General features: G+C 68.0%; 18 protein-coding genes and 1 riboswitch. Of the genes, 10 read left to right on the forward strand and 8 right to left on the reverse strand.

Features of this window, described 5'->3' with window-relative positions; all coding sequences use genetic code 11:
- The 3 genes from ABY44_RS05125 to ABY44_RS05135 all read left to right on the forward strand — a co-directional run.
- The coding region (locus tag ABY44_RS05125) for a chemotaxis protein CheB (RefSeq protein ID WP_431640928.1) at positions 1-475 on the forward strand (475 nt) is incomplete at its 5' end.
- 82 nt (positions 476-557) lie between these two features.
- Positions 558-661: riboswitch (Fluoride riboswitch) on the forward strand.
- A gap of 79 nt (positions 662-740) precedes the next feature.
- On the forward strand, positions 741-1982 hold the full coding sequence (locus tag ABY44_RS05130; RefSeq protein ID WP_021157617.1) for a voltage-gated chloride channel family protein: 1242 nt from the start codon (positions 741-743) through the stop codon (positions 1980-1982).
- A gap of 66 nt (positions 1983-2048) precedes the next feature.
- Complete coding sequence (locus ABY44_RS05135) at positions 2049-2627, forward strand: hypothetical protein (protein ID WP_060173101.1); 579 nt, start codon at positions 2049-2051, stop codon at positions 2625-2627.
- Between the two features lie 14 nt (positions 2628-2641).
- Here ABY44_RS05135 and ABY44_RS05140 read toward each other — a convergent pair whose 3' ends face one another.
- Both ABY44_RS05140 and ABY44_RS05145 read right to left on the reverse strand, forming a co-directional pair.
- Positions 2642-3355, reverse strand: a complete 714-nt coding sequence (locus ABY44_RS05140; protein ID WP_027791004.1) for a riboflavin synthase — start codon at positions 3353-3355, stop codon at positions 2642-2644.
- A gap of 208 nt (positions 3356-3563) precedes the next feature.
- A complete protein-coding gene (locus ABY44_RS05145) occupies positions 3564-5426 on the reverse strand; it encodes an ABC transporter ATP-binding protein (protein WP_060173102.1) in 1863 nt (620 codons plus the stop codon).
- A gap of 489 nt (positions 5427-5915) precedes the next feature.
- Here ABY44_RS05145 and ABY44_RS05150 point away from each other — a divergent pair, with 489 nt between their 5' ends.
- The gene (locus ABY44_RS05150; protein ID WP_021157611.1) at positions 5916-6797 is read left to right on the forward strand and encodes a Dyp-type peroxidase; all 882 of its coding nucleotides are present in this window, start codon (positions 5916-5918) and stop codon (positions 6795-6797) included.
- A 105-nt stretch (positions 6798-6902) separates the two neighbouring features.
- On the opposite strand, the gene ABY44_RS05155 is transcribed toward ABY44_RS05150, so the two are convergent.
- Together ABY44_RS05155 and ABY44_RS05160 are read right to left on the reverse strand one after the other, a co-directional pair.
- A complete protein-coding gene (locus ABY44_RS05155) occupies positions 6903-7304 on the reverse strand; it encodes an OsmC family protein (RefSeq protein ID WP_059591685.1) in 402 nt (133 codons plus the stop codon).
- Between the two features lie 130 nt (positions 7305-7434).
- Complete coding sequence (locus ABY44_RS05160) at positions 7435-8358, reverse strand: LysR family transcriptional regulator (protein ID WP_060173103.1); 924 nt, start codon at positions 8356-8358, stop codon at positions 7435-7437.
- Between the two features lie 498 nt (positions 8359-8856).
- Between ABY44_RS05160 and ABY44_RS05165 the strand changes: the two genes are divergently transcribed.
- The 6 genes from ABY44_RS05165 to ABY44_RS05190 all read left to right on the forward strand — a co-directional run bounded on the left by ABY44_RS05165 (position 8857) and on the right by ABY44_RS05190 (position 14880).
- The gene (locus ABY44_RS05165) at positions 8857-9909 is read left to right on the forward strand and encodes a helix-turn-helix domain-containing protein (RefSeq protein ID WP_060173104.1); all 1053 of its coding nucleotides are present in this window, start codon (positions 8857-8859) and stop codon (positions 9907-9909) included.
- On the forward strand, positions 9858-11174 hold the full coding sequence (locus tag ABY44_RS05170; RefSeq protein ID WP_027791010.1) for an Nramp family divalent metal transporter: 1317 nt from the start codon (positions 9858-9860) through the stop codon (positions 11172-11174). The genes ABY44_RS05165 and ABY44_RS05170 overlap by 52 nt, the downstream gene beginning before the upstream one ends.
- An 81-nt stretch (positions 11175-11255) precedes the next feature.
- Complete coding sequence (locus tag ABY44_RS05175; RefSeq protein ID WP_060083389.1) at positions 11256-11846, forward strand: phosphatase PAP2 family protein; 591 nt, start codon at positions 11256-11258, stop codon at positions 11844-11846.
- Between the two features lie 468 nt (positions 11847-12314).
- Entirely contained in the window at positions 12315-13103 is a 789-nt protein-coding gene (locus ABY44_RS05180) for an SDR family oxidoreductase (protein WP_048022225.1), read from the forward strand.
- 37 nt (positions 13104-13140) lie between these two features.
- Positions 13141-14157, forward strand: a complete 1017-nt coding sequence (locus ABY44_RS05185; protein WP_021157603.1) for an NADP-dependent oxidoreductase — start codon at positions 13141-13143, stop codon at positions 14155-14157.
- Positions 14158-14364: 207 nt separating this feature from the next.
- Complete coding sequence (locus ABY44_RS05190) at positions 14365-14880, forward strand: hypothetical protein (RefSeq protein ID WP_060173105.1); 516 nt, start codon at positions 14365-14367, stop codon at positions 14878-14880.
- Between the two features lie 43 nt (positions 14881-14923).
- On the opposite strand, the gene ABY44_RS05195 is transcribed toward ABY44_RS05190, so the two are convergent.
- From ABY44_RS05195 to ABY44_RS05210, 4 genes are all read right to left on the reverse strand, one after another.
- Positions 14924-15976, reverse strand: a complete 1053-nt coding sequence (locus tag ABY44_RS05195; protein WP_027791014.1) for an AI-2E family transporter — start codon at positions 15974-15976, stop codon at positions 14924-14926.
- A gap of 250 nt (positions 15977-16226) precedes the next feature.
- A complete protein-coding gene (locus tag ABY44_RS05200; protein ID WP_027791015.1) occupies positions 16227-16811 on the reverse strand; it encodes a BPSL1445 family SYLF domain-containing lipoprotein in 585 nt (194 codons plus the stop codon).
- Between the two features lie 64 nt (positions 16812-16875).
- A complete protein-coding gene (locus tag ABY44_RS05205) occupies positions 16876-17262 on the reverse strand; it encodes a DUF883 family protein (protein WP_060173106.1) in 387 nt (128 codons plus the stop codon).
- Between the two features lie 285 nt (positions 17263-17547).
- The coding region (locus ABY44_RS05210; RefSeq protein ID WP_431640930.1) for an ExeM/NucH family extracellular endonuclease at positions 17548-19245 on the reverse strand (1698 nt) is incomplete at its 5' end.

The following is a 19245-nucleotide window of genomic DNA, read 5'->3' on the forward strand; positions in this document are numbered from 1 at the left end:
CGTCCAGCATGTCGACCAGGCGTTCGCGCTCGGGATGGCCGAGTGGCTCGACGGCTATACGCGGCTGCCGGTGCGCGTCGCGCGGCAGGGCAGCGTGCCGCAGGCCGGCGAGGTGCTGCTCGCGGCGACCAACGATCACCTTTACCTGTCGCCGCGCGGCGTGCTCGGCTATACGCGGCATCCGGTCGAGACACCGTACCGGCCGTCGATCGACGTGTTCTTCAACAGCGTCGCCGACGGCTGGCAGGGCGAAGCGTTCGGCGTGCTGCTGACGGGCATGGGGCGCGACGGCGCGCTCGGCCTGAAGGCGATGCGCGCGAAGGGCTGCCACACGATCGCGCAGGACGAAGCGACGAGCGCCGTGTACGGAATGCCGAAGGCGGCCGCCGCGATCGGGGCGGCGTCGGCGATCCTGCCGCTCGAACGGATCGCGCCCCAGCTGATCTCGCGCATCACGCGTCCGCTGCGCGACTGACGGCGTTCAACGGGCCGGCGGCGCCGTCCCGTTCCGCTGCGCCGTCGGCCGCATTGCGGGCGTCGCGTACTCGCGTACAATGGCGGCCTGCGGAGATGGCATGCCTCCCTGCGGTCGTACGCGGCGCGTTGCGCACGGTGCGGCCCTCAACCGCCGGTAAGCCCGGCTGATGATGCCTGCGTGTTCCTGGGTCGTCAGGAGGTCGCAGGCCGTCCATGCGGTATTCTGCCGCCCAGGTTTTGATGTTCCGTCGAATCTGGAAATCATGTTCTTCACGACTTCTGCCGATCTTCTCGCGACCGTGCGCTACGTGTGCCGCTGGCTCGCGCTCTCGGCCCTGCTTGGCGCACTGGCCGGCACGGCTTCCGCCTTGTTCCTGATCGCGCTCGACTGGGCGACCGGCACGCGCGTCGCGCATCCGTGGCTGCTGTGGGGGCTGCCGGCGGCCGGTTTCGCGACCGGCTGGATCTACCATCGCTTCGGCCAGTCCGTCGCGCGCGGCAACAACCTGCTGATCGACGAAATCCACGACCCGAAGGCGCTCGTGCCGAAACGGATGGCGCCGCTCGTGCTCGTCGCGACCGTCGTCACGCACCTGTTCGGCGGCTCGGCCGGCCGCGAGGGCACGGCCGTGCAGATGGGCGGCGCGCTCGCCGATCGCGTCACGCACGTGTTCCGTCTCGATCGCGAACATCGCCGCGTGCTGCTGATGGGCGGCATCGCGGCCGGTTTCGCATCGGTGTTCGGCACGCCGCTCGCGGGCGCCGTGTTCGGGCTCGAGGTGCTGGCGATCGGGCGCGTGCGGTACGACGCGCTGCTGACCTGTGTCGCATCCGCGATCGTCGCGGATGTCGTCTGTCGCGCGTGGGGCGTGCATCACACCGCCTATGCGATTCCGTTCGTGCCGGCCGTGTCGGCGACGGGGCTGGCCGTGACGGTCGTCGCGGGCGTGGCGTTCGGCGTGGTCGGGCGGCTGTTCGCGTTCGCGACGCATGCGCTGACCGCGTGGTTCCGCCGCGTCATCCGTTATGCGCCGCTGCAGCCGGTGCTCGGCGGCCTGCTGGTCGCCGCGGCTGCCACCGCGTTGAACGTGCCGCAGTATCTCGGCCTCGGCATCCCGACGATCGAGGCCGCGTTTCACGGCCCGTTGCCGCTCTACGACTTCGCGGGCAAGTTCGCGTTCACCGTCGTCACGCTCGCGTCGGGGTTCAAGGGCGGTGAAGTGACGCCGCTGTTCTACATCGGCGCGACGCTCGGCAACGCGCTCGGCCAGGTGCTGGCGCTGCCGGTGCCCGTGCTCGCGGGGCTCGGCTTCGTCGCGGTGTTCGCGGGCGCGGCCAACACGCCGATCGCGTCGACGATCATGGCGATCGAACTGTTCGGGGCGGATATCGGCGTGTATGCGATCGTCGCGTGTGTCGTTGCGTATCTGTTCTCGGGGCACGCGGGGATTTATCGCGCGCAGCGCGTGGCGGTGGGCAAGGGCGCGCAGGCCGAAGCCGAATGATGCGGGCGGCGGCCCGACGCATCCATGCGGCACCCGCAGTGCCGGAAACCGGGAGCACGACATTCGATGACGCTGGAAGACTTTCTGATCGAAGCGCGGCGCCTTGCCAGGCCATGCCGTCAATATCGCTTCGCGAGTGGCGGGGAACCCGTCACCGGCTACTGGCATGGCGTTGAAGCAGGCGCGCCGTGCGTCTCCGTCGAGCGGGACGGCACCTGGCTGAACGTGTATCTCGACGAGGGCGGGACATCGGGCCGCGCGGAAACCGCCGTGCAACCCGTCCGGTCGGACCGCCCGCTGTGCCGATCCGACGCTACGTCGCTCCCGCCGGTCGAAGCGGTGTTCCGCTTCGGCTCAGCCGCGATCGACGCCTATCTCGACGCGCACGGCTGGCAACGCGACTGGGGATTCAACAGCAACTTCAAGGGCATCGCGGCGCACGACTACGAGCGTGAGTGGATGGCGCAATGCCCGCTCTACACGGGCGGGGCGGTCGCCGTCGCGGGCGGGTGGAACATGCGCTGGCCCGACGACGACGAACCGGTCGATCTCGATCTCGTCCTCTGGACGTTCGAGGAAGCGGAGCCGTGGGTCGAGGTGTTTTGCGACGGCGGCCGGTACTCGGTGATCCAGCGGATCACCTAGCGCGCCGGCAACCGTTACTGCTTCGGCAGGCGCGCGACATGGCGCGCCAGCAATTCCTCGATATCGATGCCTTTTTCGGCCAGCAACGCCGTGACGACACCGTTCAGTTCGCCGAGCGTTTCCTTGACCGATTCCCGGATCGTGTCCACGACCACCTGCGTGCTGCGCTCGATCTCGATGTTGACCGTGTCGTTGACGCCCTTCGCATCGAAGGTCGTCGCGCGACGCGTTTCGGGAATCAGCCAGACATCGAACCAGCCTTCGTCGCGGTTGACGTCGGACACCGTCAGGCTGCAGCCGTTGATCGCGATATAGCCCTTCGCGAACACGTACCGCTTGAATGCGTCCGGCACGCCGATGCGCACCATCCGGTTATGCTCGGACGATGCGATGTGCCGGATGGTCCCGGTGAAGTCGACATGGCCGGACAGCGGATGCCCGCCGATCTCCGCGCCGTCCTTCGCGGCCCGCTCCACGTTGATCCGCGCGCCTGTCGTGAGGTCGGCCAGCGTGGTGATTTTCAGGCTCGGCAGCATCACGTCGAAGTCGATCAGTTCCGGCGAATGGATGGTCGTCACCGTCAGGCAGACGCCGTCGACCGAGACGCTGGCGCCGATCTCGATGTCGTCGGTAAACCGTTCCGGGAATTCGATGCTGAAGGTTCTCAGTTCCCCGTGGTCGGCGATGGTCTTGATGGTGGCAACGCCCTGGACAATTCCTGTAAACATGGTCGATCCCTTGTCGCAAACTTGCTGGCCCACATGATAAGGGATACCGGAAGAGGCGGCCTGGCGGCGCGCGGCTTCCGGAGGGGCGGGCGGAATTCGCGGCCGAAAAAAAGGCCGTGCACCTGGCACGGCCTCGATCCGGATCCATTTGTCGACGCGCGCCGGCGGTGATGACCGCACCACCGGCGCGCGTCGCGCCTTTCTTGCATCACGCCTCGGCCGGCTCGCCGAGCGGCCCGGCATGATTGTCCGCCGTGCGCCGCGGCGAATCGGCGAGCCCCTTGGCGAGTTCCAGCGCCTGCCGCTCGAACAGCCGGCGATAGATGCCGCCGTCGATGCGGATCAGCGCGTCGTGGCTGCCTTCCTCGATCACCTTGCCGCGGTCGAGCACCAGCAGCCGGTCGAGCGCGCGCACGGTCGACAGCCGGTGCGCGACCACCAGCGTCGTGCGACCGACCATCAGCCGCTCCATCGCCTGCTGGATCAGCAGCTCGCTTTCGCTGTCGAGGCTCGACGTGGCTTCGTCGAGGATCAGGATCGGCGCATCGGCGAGGAACGCGCGCGCGATCGCGACCCGCTGGCGTTCGCCGCCCGACAGCTTGATCCCGCGTTCGCCGACCAGCGTGTCATAGCCGTCCGGCAGCGCGGCGATGAAGTCGTGCGCGCTGGCGAGCCGCGCGGCGCGCTCGATGTCGGCCCGGCTCGCGTCGGGGCGTGCATACGCGATGTTCTCGGCGAGCGTGCGGTGGAACAGCACGGGCTCCTGCTGGACGATCGCGATCTGGCTGCGCAGCGAATCCTGCCGGACCTGCGCGATGTCCTGGCCGTCGATCGTGATGCGGCCGCCCGACACGTCGTACAGGCGCTGGATCAGCTTGATGAACGTCGTCTTGCCCGACCCCGAGTGGCCGACGAGGCCCACCCGCTCGCCCGTCGCGATGCGCATCGAGAAATCGTCGTACAGCGGCACCGGATGGTTGCCGTAGCGGAACGTCACGTGCTCGAAGCGGATCTCGCCTTGCCCGATCCGGATGGCCGGCGCGCCGGGACGATCGTCGATGCCGAGCGGCTGGCGTTCGAGCGCGACGAGTTCTTCCATGTCGTTGACCGAGCGCTGCAGGTTGCGGATGTGCATGCCGACGTCGCGCAGGTAGCCCTGCAGCATGAAGAACATCGTCAGCGCGAACGCGATGTCGCCGACGCTCGCCTCGTCGTTCGCCCACAGCCGCAGCGCGACGCCGATCATCGCGGCCTGCATCGCGACGAGCATCGCGCCCTGCAACCCGCCGTTGAGCGTGCCGCGCACCCACGTGCGGCGCGTGCGTTGCCGCCACTTGCCGATCACGCGGGCGAGCCGCGCTTCCTCGCGCGTTTCCGCGCCGAACGCCTTCACGACCGCGTTGCAGCTCACGGCATCGGCGAGCGCGCCGCCCATGCGCGTATCCCACAGGTTGCCGAGGCGGGCGGCCGGCGCGACGATGCCGAGCGACACCGCAACCGTCACCGTGATGTACAGCAGCGAACCCGCGCCGACGACGAGCCCCATCACGGGCCAGTGCGTGCCGAGCAGCACGGTTGCGCCGACGAGCATCGTGACCGACGGCAACAGCGCGATCAGGACCGTGTCGTTCAGCAGGTCGAGCGCCCAGATGCCGCGCGTGATCTTGCGCACGGTCGAGCCCGCGAAGCTGTTCGCGTGCCAGTCGGTCGAGAAGCGCTGCACGCGATGGAACGATGCGGCCGCGATCTCGCTCATCATCTTCAGCGTGAGCGTGATGATGTTCAGGTAGACGCCTTGTCGCAGTACTGTCGCGCCGAGGCCGAGCGCGGCGAGCGTGCCGAACGCGACGAGGGCCGCATGCCACGCGGCGGCGCGGTCGGTCAGGCCGGTCGACAGCGCGTCGACGAGGCGGCCGGCGAACAGCGGCGTGAGCACGTCGGCGAGCGCGGCGAGCAGCGCGAGGCTCGCGACCGTGGCGGTGCGGGCCGGCTGCTTGCGCCAGTAACGGAAGGTGAAGCCGAAGACGGCCTGGAATGCCTGGCCGCCCAGAAGGGTGGTTTTTCTGGTCATTTATCGTTGCCCGGCGCATCGCGCGACGGGGCTTTCCGGTTGGGCGAACATCGAAAACGCAACAGCCGGGCCGCGCGGAAACCGTGCGGCGAAACGAAACGGGCTGTCGGGAAACGGCGCGGCTGACGGGTTAGCGGAAAACTCGGGAGCCGGCGCGGACGGCGGGCTGGATCAGCTGCGCCGTGGGACCACGTTCGGGAAGGTTGCTGGCATTCGGAACATCTGCACCTCCCCTGAAGTGAACGGTTGAAAGGACGCCGAAAAGACGTGGAAAGATTCTATCAGCAGTGCCGCGCGCCCCGCAACGTCTGACGAATGCGGCGTTGCAGCGTCGATACGGTTAGTATTCAGGGCTTCGGCCCTTCTTTGGCGGGCCTTCCACAGTGCGGCAGCGCAGGGGCCGGCACACGCATCGATTACACTTCGACGTTTGCGGCGCACCGCGCCGCGGCCCTCGCAGATTCACCACGATACATTCCTGAGGAAACGATGAGCGACGTTCAGCAAGGCATCCTGACCCCGATCGATACGGCGGCCCGATACCTCACTTTCACGATGTCGAACGACGGCAATGTGGCGGCGGCGCTGGCCGCGCTGCGCGAGATCGTCGACGGACGCGACACGGTCGTCGGGTTCGGACATGCGCTGGCGGCGCACCTCGGGCACCCGGTGCCGGGCCTGACCGGATTCCCGGCGTTCGCGGTGAAGGACCGCACGCTGCCGGCGACGCCGGCCGACGTGTGGGTCTGGCTGCGCGGCGACGATCGCGGCGAGATCGTGCTGCGCGCGCGGGCGATCGAACGCGCGCTGGCGCCGGCGTTCGCGTTGCAGGATGCGGTCGACGGTTTCCGCTATTCGAACGATCGCGACCTGTCCGGCTACGAGGACGGCACCGAGAACCCCGAAGGCGACGAAGCCGTGGCCGCGGCGATCGTGACCGGGCAGGGCGCGGGGCTCGACGGTGCGAGCTTCGTCGCGGTCCAGCAATGGCTGCACGACTTCGAGCAGATGGAGCGCATTCCGTCGGGCGACATGGACAACATCATCGGGCGCCGCCGCTCGGACAACGAAGAACTCGACGACGCACCCGAGTTCGCGCACGTGAAGCGCACCGCGCAGGAAAGCTTCGAGCCCGAAGCGTTCATGCTGCGCCGTTCGTCGCCGTGGTCGGACGCGCGCCGCGCGGGCCTCTACTTCGTGGCGTTCGGCTGCTCGTTCCGCGCGTTCGACGTGCAGATGCGCCGGATGAGCGGCGCGGAAGACGGGATCGTCGACGGCCTGTTCCGCTTCACGCGGCCGCTGACGGGCGCGTATTTCTGGTGCCCGCCGATGAAGGACGGCAAGCTCGACCTGTCCGCGCTCGGACTGTAAGCGCCTGACGGGAGCGACGAACGGGGGGCCGCGCATTGTGCGCGGCCCCCCGTTTCCTTTTGCGCGGCGATTTGCGCGGTGATCTTGAGTTGTGTGCGTTGCGTGTCAGTTCAACGTCGTGTCGATCCGCGTGCCGCGCTTGATGAACTGCGTGACCGGCGTTTTCTCGCAGATTTCGGCGAGGCGCTGGCGTTGCGCATCGTCGAGCGGGCCGTCGAGCGTCACGACACGGCGCACGTACTGCGTGCCTTCGCGATCGGCATGCAGCTCGGTGCGCACGTCGATACGCGCGGCCGGCCACGCCTTGCGCTGCATGTACATGCGCAGCGTCGCGGCCGTGCATTGCGCGAGGCCGGCCAGCACGAATTCATAGGGCGCCGGCCCGCGATCCTGGCCGCCCTCGCGTGGGGCTTCGTCGCCGGTCAGCGCGTGGGTGCCGGCCTGAAGCTGGACGACGTAATCGGGCGCATCGGCGTCGAGGACGGCGGCGGCGTGGATGAGCGACATGGCAAGTCTCCGGTCAGCGGAAAAGGAAAAAGGGAGTCGGGATGCGGAAAGTGGACGCCGCGCGGCGGCGCGCAGCCGTCAGCATACCGCCCCGACGGCGACGGCGACGGCGACGGCGCGCGCGATGCGGCTACGCGTCCGCGCTGCCGGCACTGCTGCGCACGAGCGCGGCGATGCGCTCGCGTACCCACTGGTGCGCGCGATCGGCGTCGCGCGATTCGTGCCAGTACGCGAGGAGCGGGAACGGCTTGAGCCGCAACGGCAGCGGCCGCACGACGATCGGCAGCATCGCGGCCATCCGCAACGCATAGGTGTGCGGCAGCGTGACCAGCAGGTTGCCGGTCGCGGCGATCTGGCACGCGGCGAAATAGTGCTGACAGGTGAGCCGGATATCGCGAAAGCGGCCGTCGTTGCCGAGCAGTACGTCGAGCGATTGCGGCTCGCCGAGCGACGACACCGCGACATGCTGCGCCGCGAAATAGTCGCCGCGCCGCAACGGCTCGCGCGCAAGCGGATGATCGCGGCGCAGTGCGACGACGAGCGAATCGTCGAGCAGGTGTTCGGTGGCGATGCGCGGGCCGGTCGGCACGCGGCGATCGACGACGAGATCGAGATTGCCCGATGCGAGTTCGCGTTCGATCCCGGCTACCGCGATGCGACGGCTCACGAGCCGCAGGCCCGGCGCTTCGTCGGCGAACGCCGCGACGATCCGCGGCAGCGCGATCGATTCGAGCACGTCGCGAATGCCCACCGCGATGCTCAGGTCGAGCGTCGCGGGATCGAACGCCGACGGCGCGCGCGCGGTGCCTTGCAGGCCCTTCAGGTGCAGTTGCACGTCCGTGATGATCGAGCGCGTGCGTTCGGTTGCGACAACACGGTTGCCCTGGCGCACGAACAGCGGATCGTCGAAATGCGCGCGCAGCCGGTTGAGCGCGTGCGTGACGGCCGGCTGCGTGAGATGCAGCGCGCGGGCGGCCGCGCCGATGCCGCCATGCACGTAGACGGCGTCGAGCACGCGAAACAGGTTCAGGTCGAGACGATGGTCGGCGGGCACGGGGCGCGGGTGGCGTGGTGAATGGTGGAGCGATTCTAAAGGATGCGCAGGCAACGGATACGCGGGCTTTCCTGCGTGGCGATCGACGGTATTGAATACATGGGGAGATCGTTTGCGCCGATATTCGGCTGTGCATTTATCCGGATACCCGACGCAATTCGTCGTCGTGAAAATGCACGGATTTCGATGTACACAATCGTAACAATTGGCGATATCGGCCCGTGCAATTCCGCACCGGCCCGCCGGCAACCCCTGGCAGCCTGTAGTAATCCGCCATCATGCTGTCCACGTCGGCCATTTCGCGCCAAAGCCGCGACCCGTTCGGCTAAGATGCCGTCGCTTCATATTTCGGGATAGCCGTCCTGTCGCACGCATTCAAACCAAATATAAGCCTGACAGTTCGACGGTATTAGAAGAAGTCGAAACAAGTCGGGGGCTTGGCCAGTGAATGCAGCAGATCAGAGGTGGGTCGTTATCTATTTGAGTACGGGGTTTTCGTTGGCCCAGGCCGCGCGTATCGGCGAGGCTTTCAATCTGGCGAATCGCCTGCACGCACACAGTGCCGACTATCAGTTGAAGTACGTATCCGAAAGCGGGGGGCTGTTGCAGTCGTCGTCCGGCGTGAGCATCGCGGCCGATCCGCTCGGCGACGAGCACGGTCGCCGCGCGCTCGCGTTCTTTCATCTTCACGGCGACCGTGCGGCCGTCAATTGGGACGACGCATTGCAGCGCCGCCTCACCGACATCCGCCGCCATGCGCGCTGGATCGTCGACGCGATGGACCTGCCGACGCTCGCGGCCATGCAGCGACCGTCGACGGCGATCGAAGGGCGGCCGGGCCGGGCCGGCCGCCGGGTCGCCACGACGGTCGAGTTGCAGGCCGGGGAAGCCGACGTGTTCGCCGCGGTGCTCGACATGTTCCGCGTCGATCTCGGCGACGGCGCCGCGCAGGAGATCGCCAGCAACATGCTGCGGCCGGTCGAGCAGCGCTATGCGCAGTCGATGTGGGCCTTTCGCGAGCTGAGCGCGAGCCCGTCGATCCGGATGTCGGCGCAGCGGCTGCGCGCGCAGAGCGTGAACCGCATCTCGATCGCGAACGCCGCGCAGGCCGCCGCGATGAGCGAGCGCAATTTCCTGCGGCGCTTCAAGAAGGAGATCGGCGTGACGCCGACCGAATTCGTCCAGCACGTGCGGCTCGAGCGCGCCTGCCACATGCTGGTCCACACGACGCTGCCGGCCGACAAGGTCGCGCGCCGCACCGGGTTCGGCAGCGGCGAGCGGCTCGCGAAGCTGTTCCGCCAGCGCATGCTGATGTCGCCGACCGAATATCGCGTCTCCGAGCGTGAAAGGATCCTCACTCGCGGCGCCCCGCCGGCCGATGCGCACGGGGAGGCCTGCGACGGCGCCGGGGGGCAATGCGCCCCGTGCGCCGCCGCGCGGGAAAAAACCGGACGGATACCCGTAGAATCGTCCTGTCGCGATTTCGATTCCCGGTTTCCATGTCCTTCCTCCCCACCACTGCCACCGCCCCTTTCTGCCCGTCGGAAGTAAAGGGCAGCATCACGATCGATGCCGGCGCGCCGCGCTGGCAGAAGCTCAAGCGCTTCTTCGGCCCCGGCCTGCTGGTCGCGATCGGCTACATGGATCCCGGCAACTGGGCGACCGACATCCAGGCCGGCTCGCAGTTCGGCTATTCGCTGCTGTGGGTCGTCGCGTTCTCGAGCCTCGCGGCGATCTTCCTGCAGATGCTCGCGGCGCGGCTCGGCCTCGTGGCGGGCAGGGATCTCGCGCAGGCCAGCTATGACCGCTACGGGCGGTTCGGCCGCATCGTGCAGTGGGTGACCGCCGAGGTGTCGATCATCGCGTGCGACATCGCGGAAGTCCTCGGCTGCGCGCTCGCGTTCAAGCTGCTGCTCGGCGTGCCGCTCGCGTGGGGGATCGTGCTGACCGCGCTCGACACGGTGATCGTGCTCGGCCTGCAGGGCAAGGGGTTCCGGCAGATCGAGGCGATCGTGCTCGCGCTGATCGCGACGATGGCGTTCTGCTTCGTCGCGCAGGTCGCGATCACGCCGCCCGACTGGCACGCGGTGGCCGGCGGGCTGGTGCCGGGCGATCCGGGGCACGACCGCAAGGACGCGATCGTGCTCGCGCTCGGCATCGTCGGCGCGACGATCATGCCGCACAACCTGTACCTGCATTCGTCGGTCGTGCAGACGCGGCGCGTGGTCGGCGGTGCGCGCGGGGTGATCCGCGACACGCTCGCGCTGGTGCGCATCGATACCTGCGTGTCGCTGTTCGTCGCGATGCTCGTCAACGCGGCGATCCTGATCGTCGCGGGCGCGGCGTTCCATGCGACGGGCCAGCACAACGTGACCGACATCGAGCAGGCCTACAACCTGATTACGCCGATCGCGGGCGGCGCGGCCGCGCTGCTGTTCGGCATCGCGCTGCTCGCGTCGGGGCAGAGTTCGACGCTCACCGGCACGATCGCCGGCCAGGTGATCATGGACGGCTTCCTGCATACGAAGATTCCGTGCTACCAGCGCCGGCTGATCACGCGCGGGCTCGCGCTCGTGCCCGCGCTGATCGGCGTGCTGTGGCTCGGCGACGGTTCGGTCGGGAAACTGCTGGTATGGAGCCAGGTGCTGCTGAGCCTGCAGCTGCCGTTCGCGATGTGGCCGCTGATCCGTTCGGTCAGCGATCGCAACACGATGGGCGAGCACACGATCGGGCGCGGGATGCAGGCCGCCGCGTGGGCGCTGTTCGTCGTCATCACCGGCACGAACCTGCTGCTGATTACCGGTGTCGCGGGCTGATACAGCCTGTCACAGGCTGACACAGTCGCGCGGCGCGCATGCGGTAAACTGCGGCCTTTCGATCGTCGTCCGAAGTCCGTTATGTGGAGTGAAATCAGCAACATCGGCGATGCCGCGCTGACCTTGCCGATCGCGCTGACCTGCGCGGCCTGGCTCGCGCTGACCGACTGGCGCCTCGCCGCCCGCTGGGGCGTGCTGCTCGCCGCCGGCATGGGCGTCGTCGGTGCCACGAAGATCCTGTATGCCGGGTGCGGCATCGAGCTTCCGCAATTCGATTTCCGCGTGATCAGCGGCCACACGATGCTGTCGACGTCGGTGTGGACCGTCGCGCTGTCGATGCTGTGGCAGGCGTTCCGGACGGGCAAGGCGCCCGGCATCGCGGCCGGGCTGGCCATCGGCGCGGTCACGGCCGTCGCGCGCGTGTTCGATCATTCGCATACCGTTCCTGAAGTGATCGTCGGCTGGATGCTCGGCGCGCTGGTCGCGCTGGTGTTCCTGCGCGGCTACGACGGTGTGCGGCAGCGCGCATTCTCGCCGCGCGTCGCGGCCGTCTGCCTGCTGCTCGTGTCAGGCATCGCGTACGGGCACCGCGCGCCGTTCCAGCAGATGATCGACACGCATTCGCCGCAACTCTGCGCGTTCGTGCGCGCGCCGTCGGGCGACGGCTTCTGACGGTCGCCGGCCGCGGTACGCCGGCGCCGCTTTCCTGCCGATTTCCTTCCGCATTCGGCCGCGGTCGCGCGATTCCTCGCCGCCCGTTTTCCCGATTGCTTTCTCGCAAGCGCGGAACGCGACCCTAGCCATGACACGATTCGACGAACCGGCCGGTCTGCGTGACCGGCAGCGCCGGCTTGCGCGTGCGTGACGTCACGCGAAGGTCATGAGTCGAGCCTATGACCGGGCATAACGAAGATTCATTTCATCGATCGGCGGCATTCGCGTACGCTGGCTGTCGTTCAACCGGGGCAGGCTGCCCGGCGTGTCCGGCGCGCGTCACGCTCATCTCGATATACTCGCGGAAACCGTGCGGCGCCTCGTGATGGCGACGCACGGTCAACCGGCCCGCGCTGGCGGGAACCGGCACGGAACATCCGTCGCGGCAGCGTTCCGCGACGACGATTCACGATAGGAGATGGTCACATGACAGTCGTTTCTTCGCGCCTTGCCGGCAAGTGCGCATACATCACGGGCGCCGCGGGCGGCCTCGGCCGCGCGATCGCGCGCCGGATGGTCGAACAGGGCGCGCGCGTGTTCGTGACCGACATCGCCGACGCGGCGGTGCTCGACGCGTTCGCGCAGGAACTCAATGCAGGCCATGCGACGCCGGTCGCGTTCGCCGCGACGCAGGACGTGCGCGACGAGGCGCGCTGGCAGGCGCTGCTCGCGCAGGCGGTCGACGCGATGGGCGGGCTGTCGGTGCTCGTCAACAACGCAGGCGTCGGCTCGATCGGCTCGCCCGCGCAAATCGAGCTGGACGAATGGCGGCGCGTGATGGCGATCAACGTCGAGAGCATCGTGCTCGGCTGCAAGCATGCGCTGTCGTATCTGGCGGAAAGCCATCCCGCATCGATCATCAACATCTCGTCGGTCGCCGCGTTCAAGGTCGAGCCGGATTTCACCGCGTACAACGCGTCGAAGGCGGCCGTCGCGTCGCTCACGAAGTCCGTCGCGATCGACTGCGCACGCCGCGAGCTCGACGTGCGCTGCAACTCGATTCACCCGGCGTTCATCCGCACGGGCATCGTCGAGCCGCTGTTCCAGACGCTCGGCGAACGCGACGCGACGCGCAAGCTCGCGCGCGGCATTCCACTGCGCCGGCTCGGCGAGCCGGACGACGTCGCGCACGCGGCCGTTTATCTTGCGTCCGACGAGAGCCGCTTCGTGACGGCCGCCGAACTCGTGATCGACGGCGGCATGTGCGCGGTCTGACGCGCATCCCGAACAACAACGACCGGAGGAGAACATCGTGTCCACACCCGTGAACCGCCAACTGCTGCTGAAGACGCGCCCGGAAGGGCGGGTCGGCCGTGAACATTTCTCGCTCGTCGAAGCGCCCGTGCCGGCGCTCGCGGACGGCGAGGTGCTCGTGCGTGTGCTGTACCTGTCGATGGACCCGACCAACCGCGTGTGGATGAGCGATGTGCCGCAGTACCTGCCGCCGGTGGCGATCGGCGAGGTGATGCGCGCGCTCGGCATCGGGCGCGTGGTGGCGTCGCGCAACGCGGGTTTCGCGGAAGGCGATCTCGTGCAGGGGCTCGTCGGCTGGCAGGACTACGCGGTCGTGCCGGCCGACCAGGCCGCGCAGCTCGTGAAGCTGCCTGCGCAGTCGGGCCTGCCGCTGCCGACGCTGCTCGGTGCGTGCGGGATGAGCGGACTGACCGCGTATTACGGGTTGACCGACATCGCGCCGGTGCAGCCGGGCGAGACGCTCGTCGTATCGGCGGCAGCTGGTTCGGTCGGCTCGATCGCCGGCCAGATCGGCAAGATCCACGGCGCGCGCGTGGTCGGTATCGCCGGCGGCGCGGACAAGTGCCGCTACCTGACCGAGACGCTCGGCTTCGATGCGGCCGTCGACTACAAGGCCGACGATTTCCGTCAGCAGCTGAAGGCCGCGACGCCGGACGGCGTGCACGTGAATTTCGAGAACGTCGGCGGCGAGGTGATGCGCGCGGTACTGTCGCGGATGGTGATCGGCGGGCGCGTCGCGCTGTGCGGCGTGATCTCGAACTACAACAGCGGCCGTGCGGCGGACGACGTCGGCGTGCTGATCTCGAAGCGGCTGACGATGCGCGGCTTCCTGATCCTCGACTATCGCAAGAGCCGCGAGGCCGTGCAGACGCTCTCGGGCTGGCTGCGCGACGGCCGGCTCAAGGCCGAGGAGACGGTCGCCGACGGTCTCGAAAACGCGCCCGACGTGTTGAATCGCCTGTTCGACGGCGACCATCGCGGCAAGCTCGTGCTGCGCGTCGATCCGGACGCGTGACCGGCCCGCGGCACGGCGTGCGATGTCGTTCGCACGCTGCCGCGAGGGGGTGTCGAACGTGATGCGTTCGATCAACCGGGCCTAAGTTTCGGACTTGTCTCATATATTGTCGGGGCGTGTCTCCCTAAAGTGATTGCCAGCAGATGGCGGCGTGACCGACGCGTCACGTCGCCTTTTTTTCTGGTTACACGGAAGAGGAGCGTAAACATGCGAAACGACGCGAAGCGGGCGGCATCGGCGGCGACGCGCAATCGAACGGTGCGGCGCGCCGGTACCGTGCCGAGGATGGCGATCGGGCTTGGTGTTGCGCTTGCGATGTCGAGTGCAATGGCGGCCGGGCATGCCGCGCCGGGCGGTATCGTGCGGTTTGCCGGCGCGCTCGTCGATCTCTACGACGTGACGCTCGACGCGTGGTCGGGTGTGGAGTTCCCGGGACGCGAGGTGGAGAGCGGCGGGGCGGTGGCCACGCTGCGGTTCGATGCACATGGCCGGCGCTTGCCGGGGGCTCATGTGGCGCTGGTCGGGCCCGACGGCGCGCCGTTCGTACCGGATGCCGCATCGGGTGTGCGCGCAACGTGGCGCGATGCGCGTGACGATCGAAGCGTGCCGCTGGTATCGGGCCGCCCGTATCGCGTGGGTCCGTATGGCGGCGTGATGACGCTCGCGGCGGATGACGCGACGGGCGCCGTGGCGCCCGTCGTGATCCGCATTCGTCATCCGTGACGGCGAATGTCCGCAGGGGCGTGGCACGTGGCCACGCGTTGCGTCATTCGCCCTGTTCGGCGCGTGCGTAGATGTCCCAGCTCGCCATGAACAGCGCGGCGACGAGCGGCCCGATCACGAAGCCGGTGATGCCGAACAGCGCCATCCCGCCGAGCGTCGAGATCAGCACGACCCAGTCGGGCATCTTCGTGTCCTTGCCGACGAGGATCGGGCGCAGCAGGTTGTCGACGAGGCCGATCACGCCCACGCAGAACGCGACGAGGATCGCGCATTTCCACACCGCGCCGATCATCAGGAAGTAGAGCGCGGCCGGCACCCATACGAGGCTCGCGCCGATCGCGGGCAGCAGCGACAGGAACGCCATCAGCGCGCCCCACAGCACGACGCCTTCGATCCCGAGGATCCAGAAGATCAGGCCGCCGAGCGCGCCCTGCACGAGCGCGACCGCGATGTTGCCCTTCACCGTCGCGCGCACGACCGTCGTGAACTTGGCCAGCAGCAGGTTCTTGTGCTCGTCGTCGAGCGGCAGCGCGCGGCGCACGCGGCGGCCGATCTCGCCGCCGTCGCGCAGCAGGAAGAACACCATGTACAGCATCACGCCGAAGCTCACGACGAACTGGAAGGTGTTCTGGCCGATGCTGAGCGCCTGGGTTGCCGCGAGCTGGCTGATCTGCGCGGCGCCATCGGTCAGTTTCTTCTGGATGCCCGGGAGGTTGCTCAGGCCGTATTTCTGCAGCAGGTGCTGGATCGACGTAGGCAGCGCGTGGATGATGTCCTGGAAGTACTGCGAATAGTTCGGCTGCGCGGTCTTGATTTCCTGGTACACGTACGCGATTTCCTGCACGAGCGTCGCGGCGACGAACACGAGCGGCAGGATCACGATCAGCACGATCAGCGACAGCGTCACGAGCGCGGCCAGGTTGCGCCGCTTGCCGAAGCGTGCGGCGAGCCACCGCTGCACGGGCTGGAAGAGGATCGCGAGTATGGTGCCCCAGAACACGGCGCCGGAAAACGGCGTGAGAATCCAGCAGAGTCCGACGGTGACCGCGGCCAGCAGGAAATAGAAGAATTTTTGGTGGTCGTGTCCGCTATCCATGGATGACATTCGCGCAGATTGATGCGTGGTTTGATTGAATCTCGTTGCCCCGTGCGCGATCGGTTCGCGATCGTCACGGGTTCCCGGCGCAACGCGCTGCGGGCGGCCATCCGCCGGGCGGCCCGAACCGGAGTATGCCCGCAAAGGTGCCGCCATCATAGCGGCTACGCGCGGCACATGCGAAAACGCCGCGGCCGAGGCCGCGGCGCTGCCGGGAAGCAAACGCGGCGCAACGCCGCGTGCCGCATCGTCAGATGTTGAGCTTCGTGACCTTCGTGCCGTTCACCGACAGGTCGCCCATCAGGCCGGCGTTGGTCAGGATCAGCACCTCGACCGGTGCGGTGGCCGTGTTGGAGTCGACCGCGCCGTTCGCGCCGACCTTCACGACCGCGACCGACGCGTCGGCGCCGGCCGACCAGCCTTCGGACTTGCGGAACGAGTCGAGCGCATCCTGCGTCATGAACAGGAACACGATCGCCTTCGACTGCGCGCCGGCCTGCAGGCCGACCGACAACGACGACGTGTTGTAGTAGCCGACCGTGCTGCCGCCGACGCGCAGCGCGCCGTTGCCGGACTGGCCGCCGACGATGAAGCCGGCCTGCAGCACGCTCGGGAACACGAGTACGCCGCGCGATTTCGCGACGAGTTCACGCGAGCCCGGCACCGTCGAATAGAGACGCGAGAGCGTTGCGTTGACGCTGGCGTCGATCGACTGGCGCTTCGACGCGCTGGCCGCGGCGCCTTCCGGCTTGTCCGGGGTGGTCGTGCAGCCGGCGAGCGCGAGGCTGCCGAGCAGGACGGCGGCGGCGGCTTTCATGGCAAAGGTCTTCTGCATGGCGTTTCTCCTTCTTTGTCTGATTGATGACGGACGGGGCGGGCTGCGGGTCGGCCGGCTCCGTTCAACGGCGGGCAAGGAGCAGGCCCGCAACGAACGCGAGGCCGGCAACGACGCCGGCGGTTTGCCACGGGTTGTTTTGCACGACCTGCGACACGCGTTCGGCGGAATCGCGCAGCCGGGCGGCTGCGCTGCCCGACGCATGGTCGAGCGCGCCGCGTGCTTCATCGAGCCTGGATTGCACGCGCTTGCGCAGCGCGGCGATATCGCCGTCGCCGTCGTTTTTCAGCAGATCTTCGAGTTCATCGACCAGCCCGCGCAGATCGTCGGTGACGTCGGCATGCAGGTCGCGGGCGGCCGAGCGCGTCGTGCGTCCCACGCGCCGGCCCGTGCGACGAATGTCGGACAGGCCGCGGTCCAGCTTGTGTTCGATCGAGTCAGTGAGCGCCATGGTGTTTATCCTCCTTCGATTCAAGGCCAATTTGAAGATAAGACGAATCCCAGCAACTAATGTGATTCGCTTGGCCCGGTTGAGTTTCGAGACAAATTTTCAATTCGTTGGCGGAATTGCCTGGAAGCCCCGCCACGCGGGGCCGCGCGAAGATTGAAAAAAATTCTCAAATGGGCGAAACGCGTGCAACAAGAAGCGATATGAAGTGAATGCCCGGTAAATATGGCGTCGCCCGGGGTACCAGGTAAATAGTGCCATTGCAGGCGATGGGCTGATGCAAATGCACTAATCGACGCCGTACGGGCGAGCAGGGTTTGTGCCTGCGACCGGCATTCGCGGGCCGTTGTCCAGTGCGAGGTCGACGACGACGGGATCATGGTCCGACGATCGATACGCGTCGGGTGCGTAATAGGACGACCGAAGTGCGGCCGTTTTGTAATCGGGCACGGGTTGCAGTGCAAACGGTTCATCGGCGTTGATGTGCCAGACGTGCACGGCTTTGACGCGCGCGGTCAGGGCCGGCGTCGCGAGCGCGTGATCGAGGCTGCCGGCCTCGCCGCGAAATACGTAGCTGTACGCAGCATCGCCGACGAAGCGCGCCACCAGGTTCGCGTAGCCGCGCGACTCGAGCGCGCGAACCGGATCTTCCTTCGCGTAGCTGTTCAGGTCGCCGACCAGCAGTACGCCATCGGCCGCGGCACCGGTCGGCGATCCGGCGAGCCAGTCGGCGATGCGCACGGCGGCCCGCGTGCGCGCCGCGTTCCAGCAGCCCTGGCCGTCCGACCGGTCGAGATCGGCGCCGGTCGCGTCCGGGCAGTTCTTCGATTTCAGGTGATTGACCGCGACCGTCAACGCGCGCGTGCCGCCGATGCGCCGGAATGTCTGCGCGAGCGGCGGGCGATGCCGGCCGCCGAGCGAGACGGTCACGGCGCGGCCGACCGGCTCGATCGTGCGGCTGTCGTACAGCAGCGCGACCGCGATTGCATCGCGGCCGAGCCGCGCGGTGCCGGGATCGACCGCGCGCCAGCCTTCGCCAAGCCGCGCGGCGAGACGCCGCACGGCGCTCGCGTCGCCGTGGCCGTTGTTCGCGATTTCCATCAGCCCGATCACGTCGGCACGCAGCGCGCGCAATGCCGCAACGATCTTCGCCTCCTGCCGCGCGAACGCGGCGGGCGTTTTCGCTCCTCGGCCGGCCGGGGCATCGAATCCGCCGCCGTTCCCGTCACCATTGAAATAGTTGAATACGTTGAACGACACGATGCGCGCGTCGGCATCGGGATGACGGGCCGGCGCATCGGTACGCGGGTTCGAGGCGGCATCGAAGAGCGGCGCCGCGCCGGCCACCGGTTGCAGCCGCCATGCGCCGTAGCGCAGTTCGAGTACACCCTCGACGCCGCGCACCGTGTAGCCCGCGCGCAGCGTGTTGGCGGCGCTGAGCGCGGGGGGCGGATAGCGCACGGTTGCGGGATCGCGGCGGGTCGAGGCGTCGTCGAGCACGATGCGGTTGAGTGCGTTGGCTGCCGCGAGCGCGGCGGCTTCGGCCGGCGGTGCGATGTGGGTCGGGATGCGCAGCCGGCCGTGGCTGAGGACGACGCTGCCGTAGCGGCCGAGTGCGTGGGTATCGCTGACCGTCAGCGTTTGCGGCAGGCGCACGCGCATGCCTTCATGCGCGGCCAGCACGGATAGCGTGGCGACCGGCAGCGTGAGCGTCGCCGGGGTGACGGTCTGCCCGCGTGCGCAGACGGTCATGCCGCCCGACAGCGTGAATTGCGTCCGGCCGTATCGCTCGTCGACGCGGCCCGTGAGATGCACGAGATCGCCGGCCTTTGCACGCGCGTTCGGTGCGTACACGAACACGCCTTCCGGGACGCCCGGCCGGTGCCGTCGCTGCGCGTCGGCCTGCTGGACGAAGAAGCCGCCCAGGCCGTCGGCACCGGCGAATGCCGCGGTGACGACCGCTTCGATCGAGGTCGTTTGCCCGGC

The organism is Burkholderia sp. ZZQ-2 (assembly GCF_050768715.1).
GTDB lineage: Bacteria > Pseudomonadota > Gammaproteobacteria > Burkholderiales > Burkholderiaceae > Burkholderia > Burkholderia cepacia.

Excerpts from the sequence above, each read along its gene's own strand:
- ABY44_RS05130 (WP_021157617.1), top strand. The coding sequence starts at position 741 with ATGTTCTTCACGACTTCTGCCGATCTTCTCGCGACCGTGCGCTACGTG.
- ABY44_RS05135 (WP_060173101.1), top strand. The coding sequence starts at position 2,049 with ATGACGCTGGAAGACTTTCTGATCGAAGCGCGGCGCCTTGCCAGGCCA.
- ABY44_RS05140 (WP_027791004.1), bottom strand. The coding sequence starts at position 3,355 with ATGTTTACAGGAATTGTCCAGGGCGTTGCCACCATCAAGACCATCGCC.
- ABY44_RS05145 (WP_060173102.1), bottom strand. The coding sequence starts at position 5,426 with ATGACCAGAAAAACCACCCTTCTGGGCGGCCAGGCATTCCAGGCCGTC.
- ABY44_RS05150 (WP_021157611.1), top strand. The coding sequence starts at position 5,916 with ATGAGCGACGTTCAGCAAGGCATCCTGACCCCGATCGATACGGCGGCC.
- ABY44_RS05155 (WP_059591685.1), bottom strand. The coding sequence starts at position 7,304 with ATGTCGCTCATCCACGCCGCCGCCGTCCTCGACGCCGATGCGCCCGAT.
- ABY44_RS05170 (WP_027791010.1), top strand. The coding sequence starts at position 9,858 with ATGTCCTTCCTCCCCACCACTGCCACCGCCCCTTTCTGCCCGTCGGAA.
- ABY44_RS05175 (WP_060083389.1), top strand. The coding sequence starts at position 11,256 with ATGTGGAGTGAAATCAGCAACATCGGCGATGCCGCGCTGACCTTGCCG.
- ABY44_RS05180 (WP_048022225.1), top strand. The coding sequence starts at position 12,315 with ATGACAGTCGTTTCTTCGCGCCTTGCCGGCAAGTGCGCATACATCACG.
- ABY44_RS05190 (WP_060173105.1), top strand. The coding sequence starts at position 14,365 with ATGCGAAACGACGCGAAGCGGGCGGCATCGGCGGCGACGCGCAATCGA.
- ABY44_RS05195 (WP_027791014.1), bottom strand. The coding sequence starts at position 15,976 with ATGGATAGCGGACACGACCACCAAAAATTCTTCTATTTCCTGCTGGCC.
- ABY44_RS05200 (WP_027791015.1), bottom strand. The coding sequence starts at position 16,811 with ATGCAGAAGACCTTTGCCATGAAAGCCGCCGCCGCCGTCCTGCTCGGC.
- ABY44_RS05205 (WP_060173106.1), bottom strand. The coding sequence starts at position 17,262 with ATGGCGCTCACTGACTCGATCGAACACAAGCTGGACCGCGGCCTGTCC.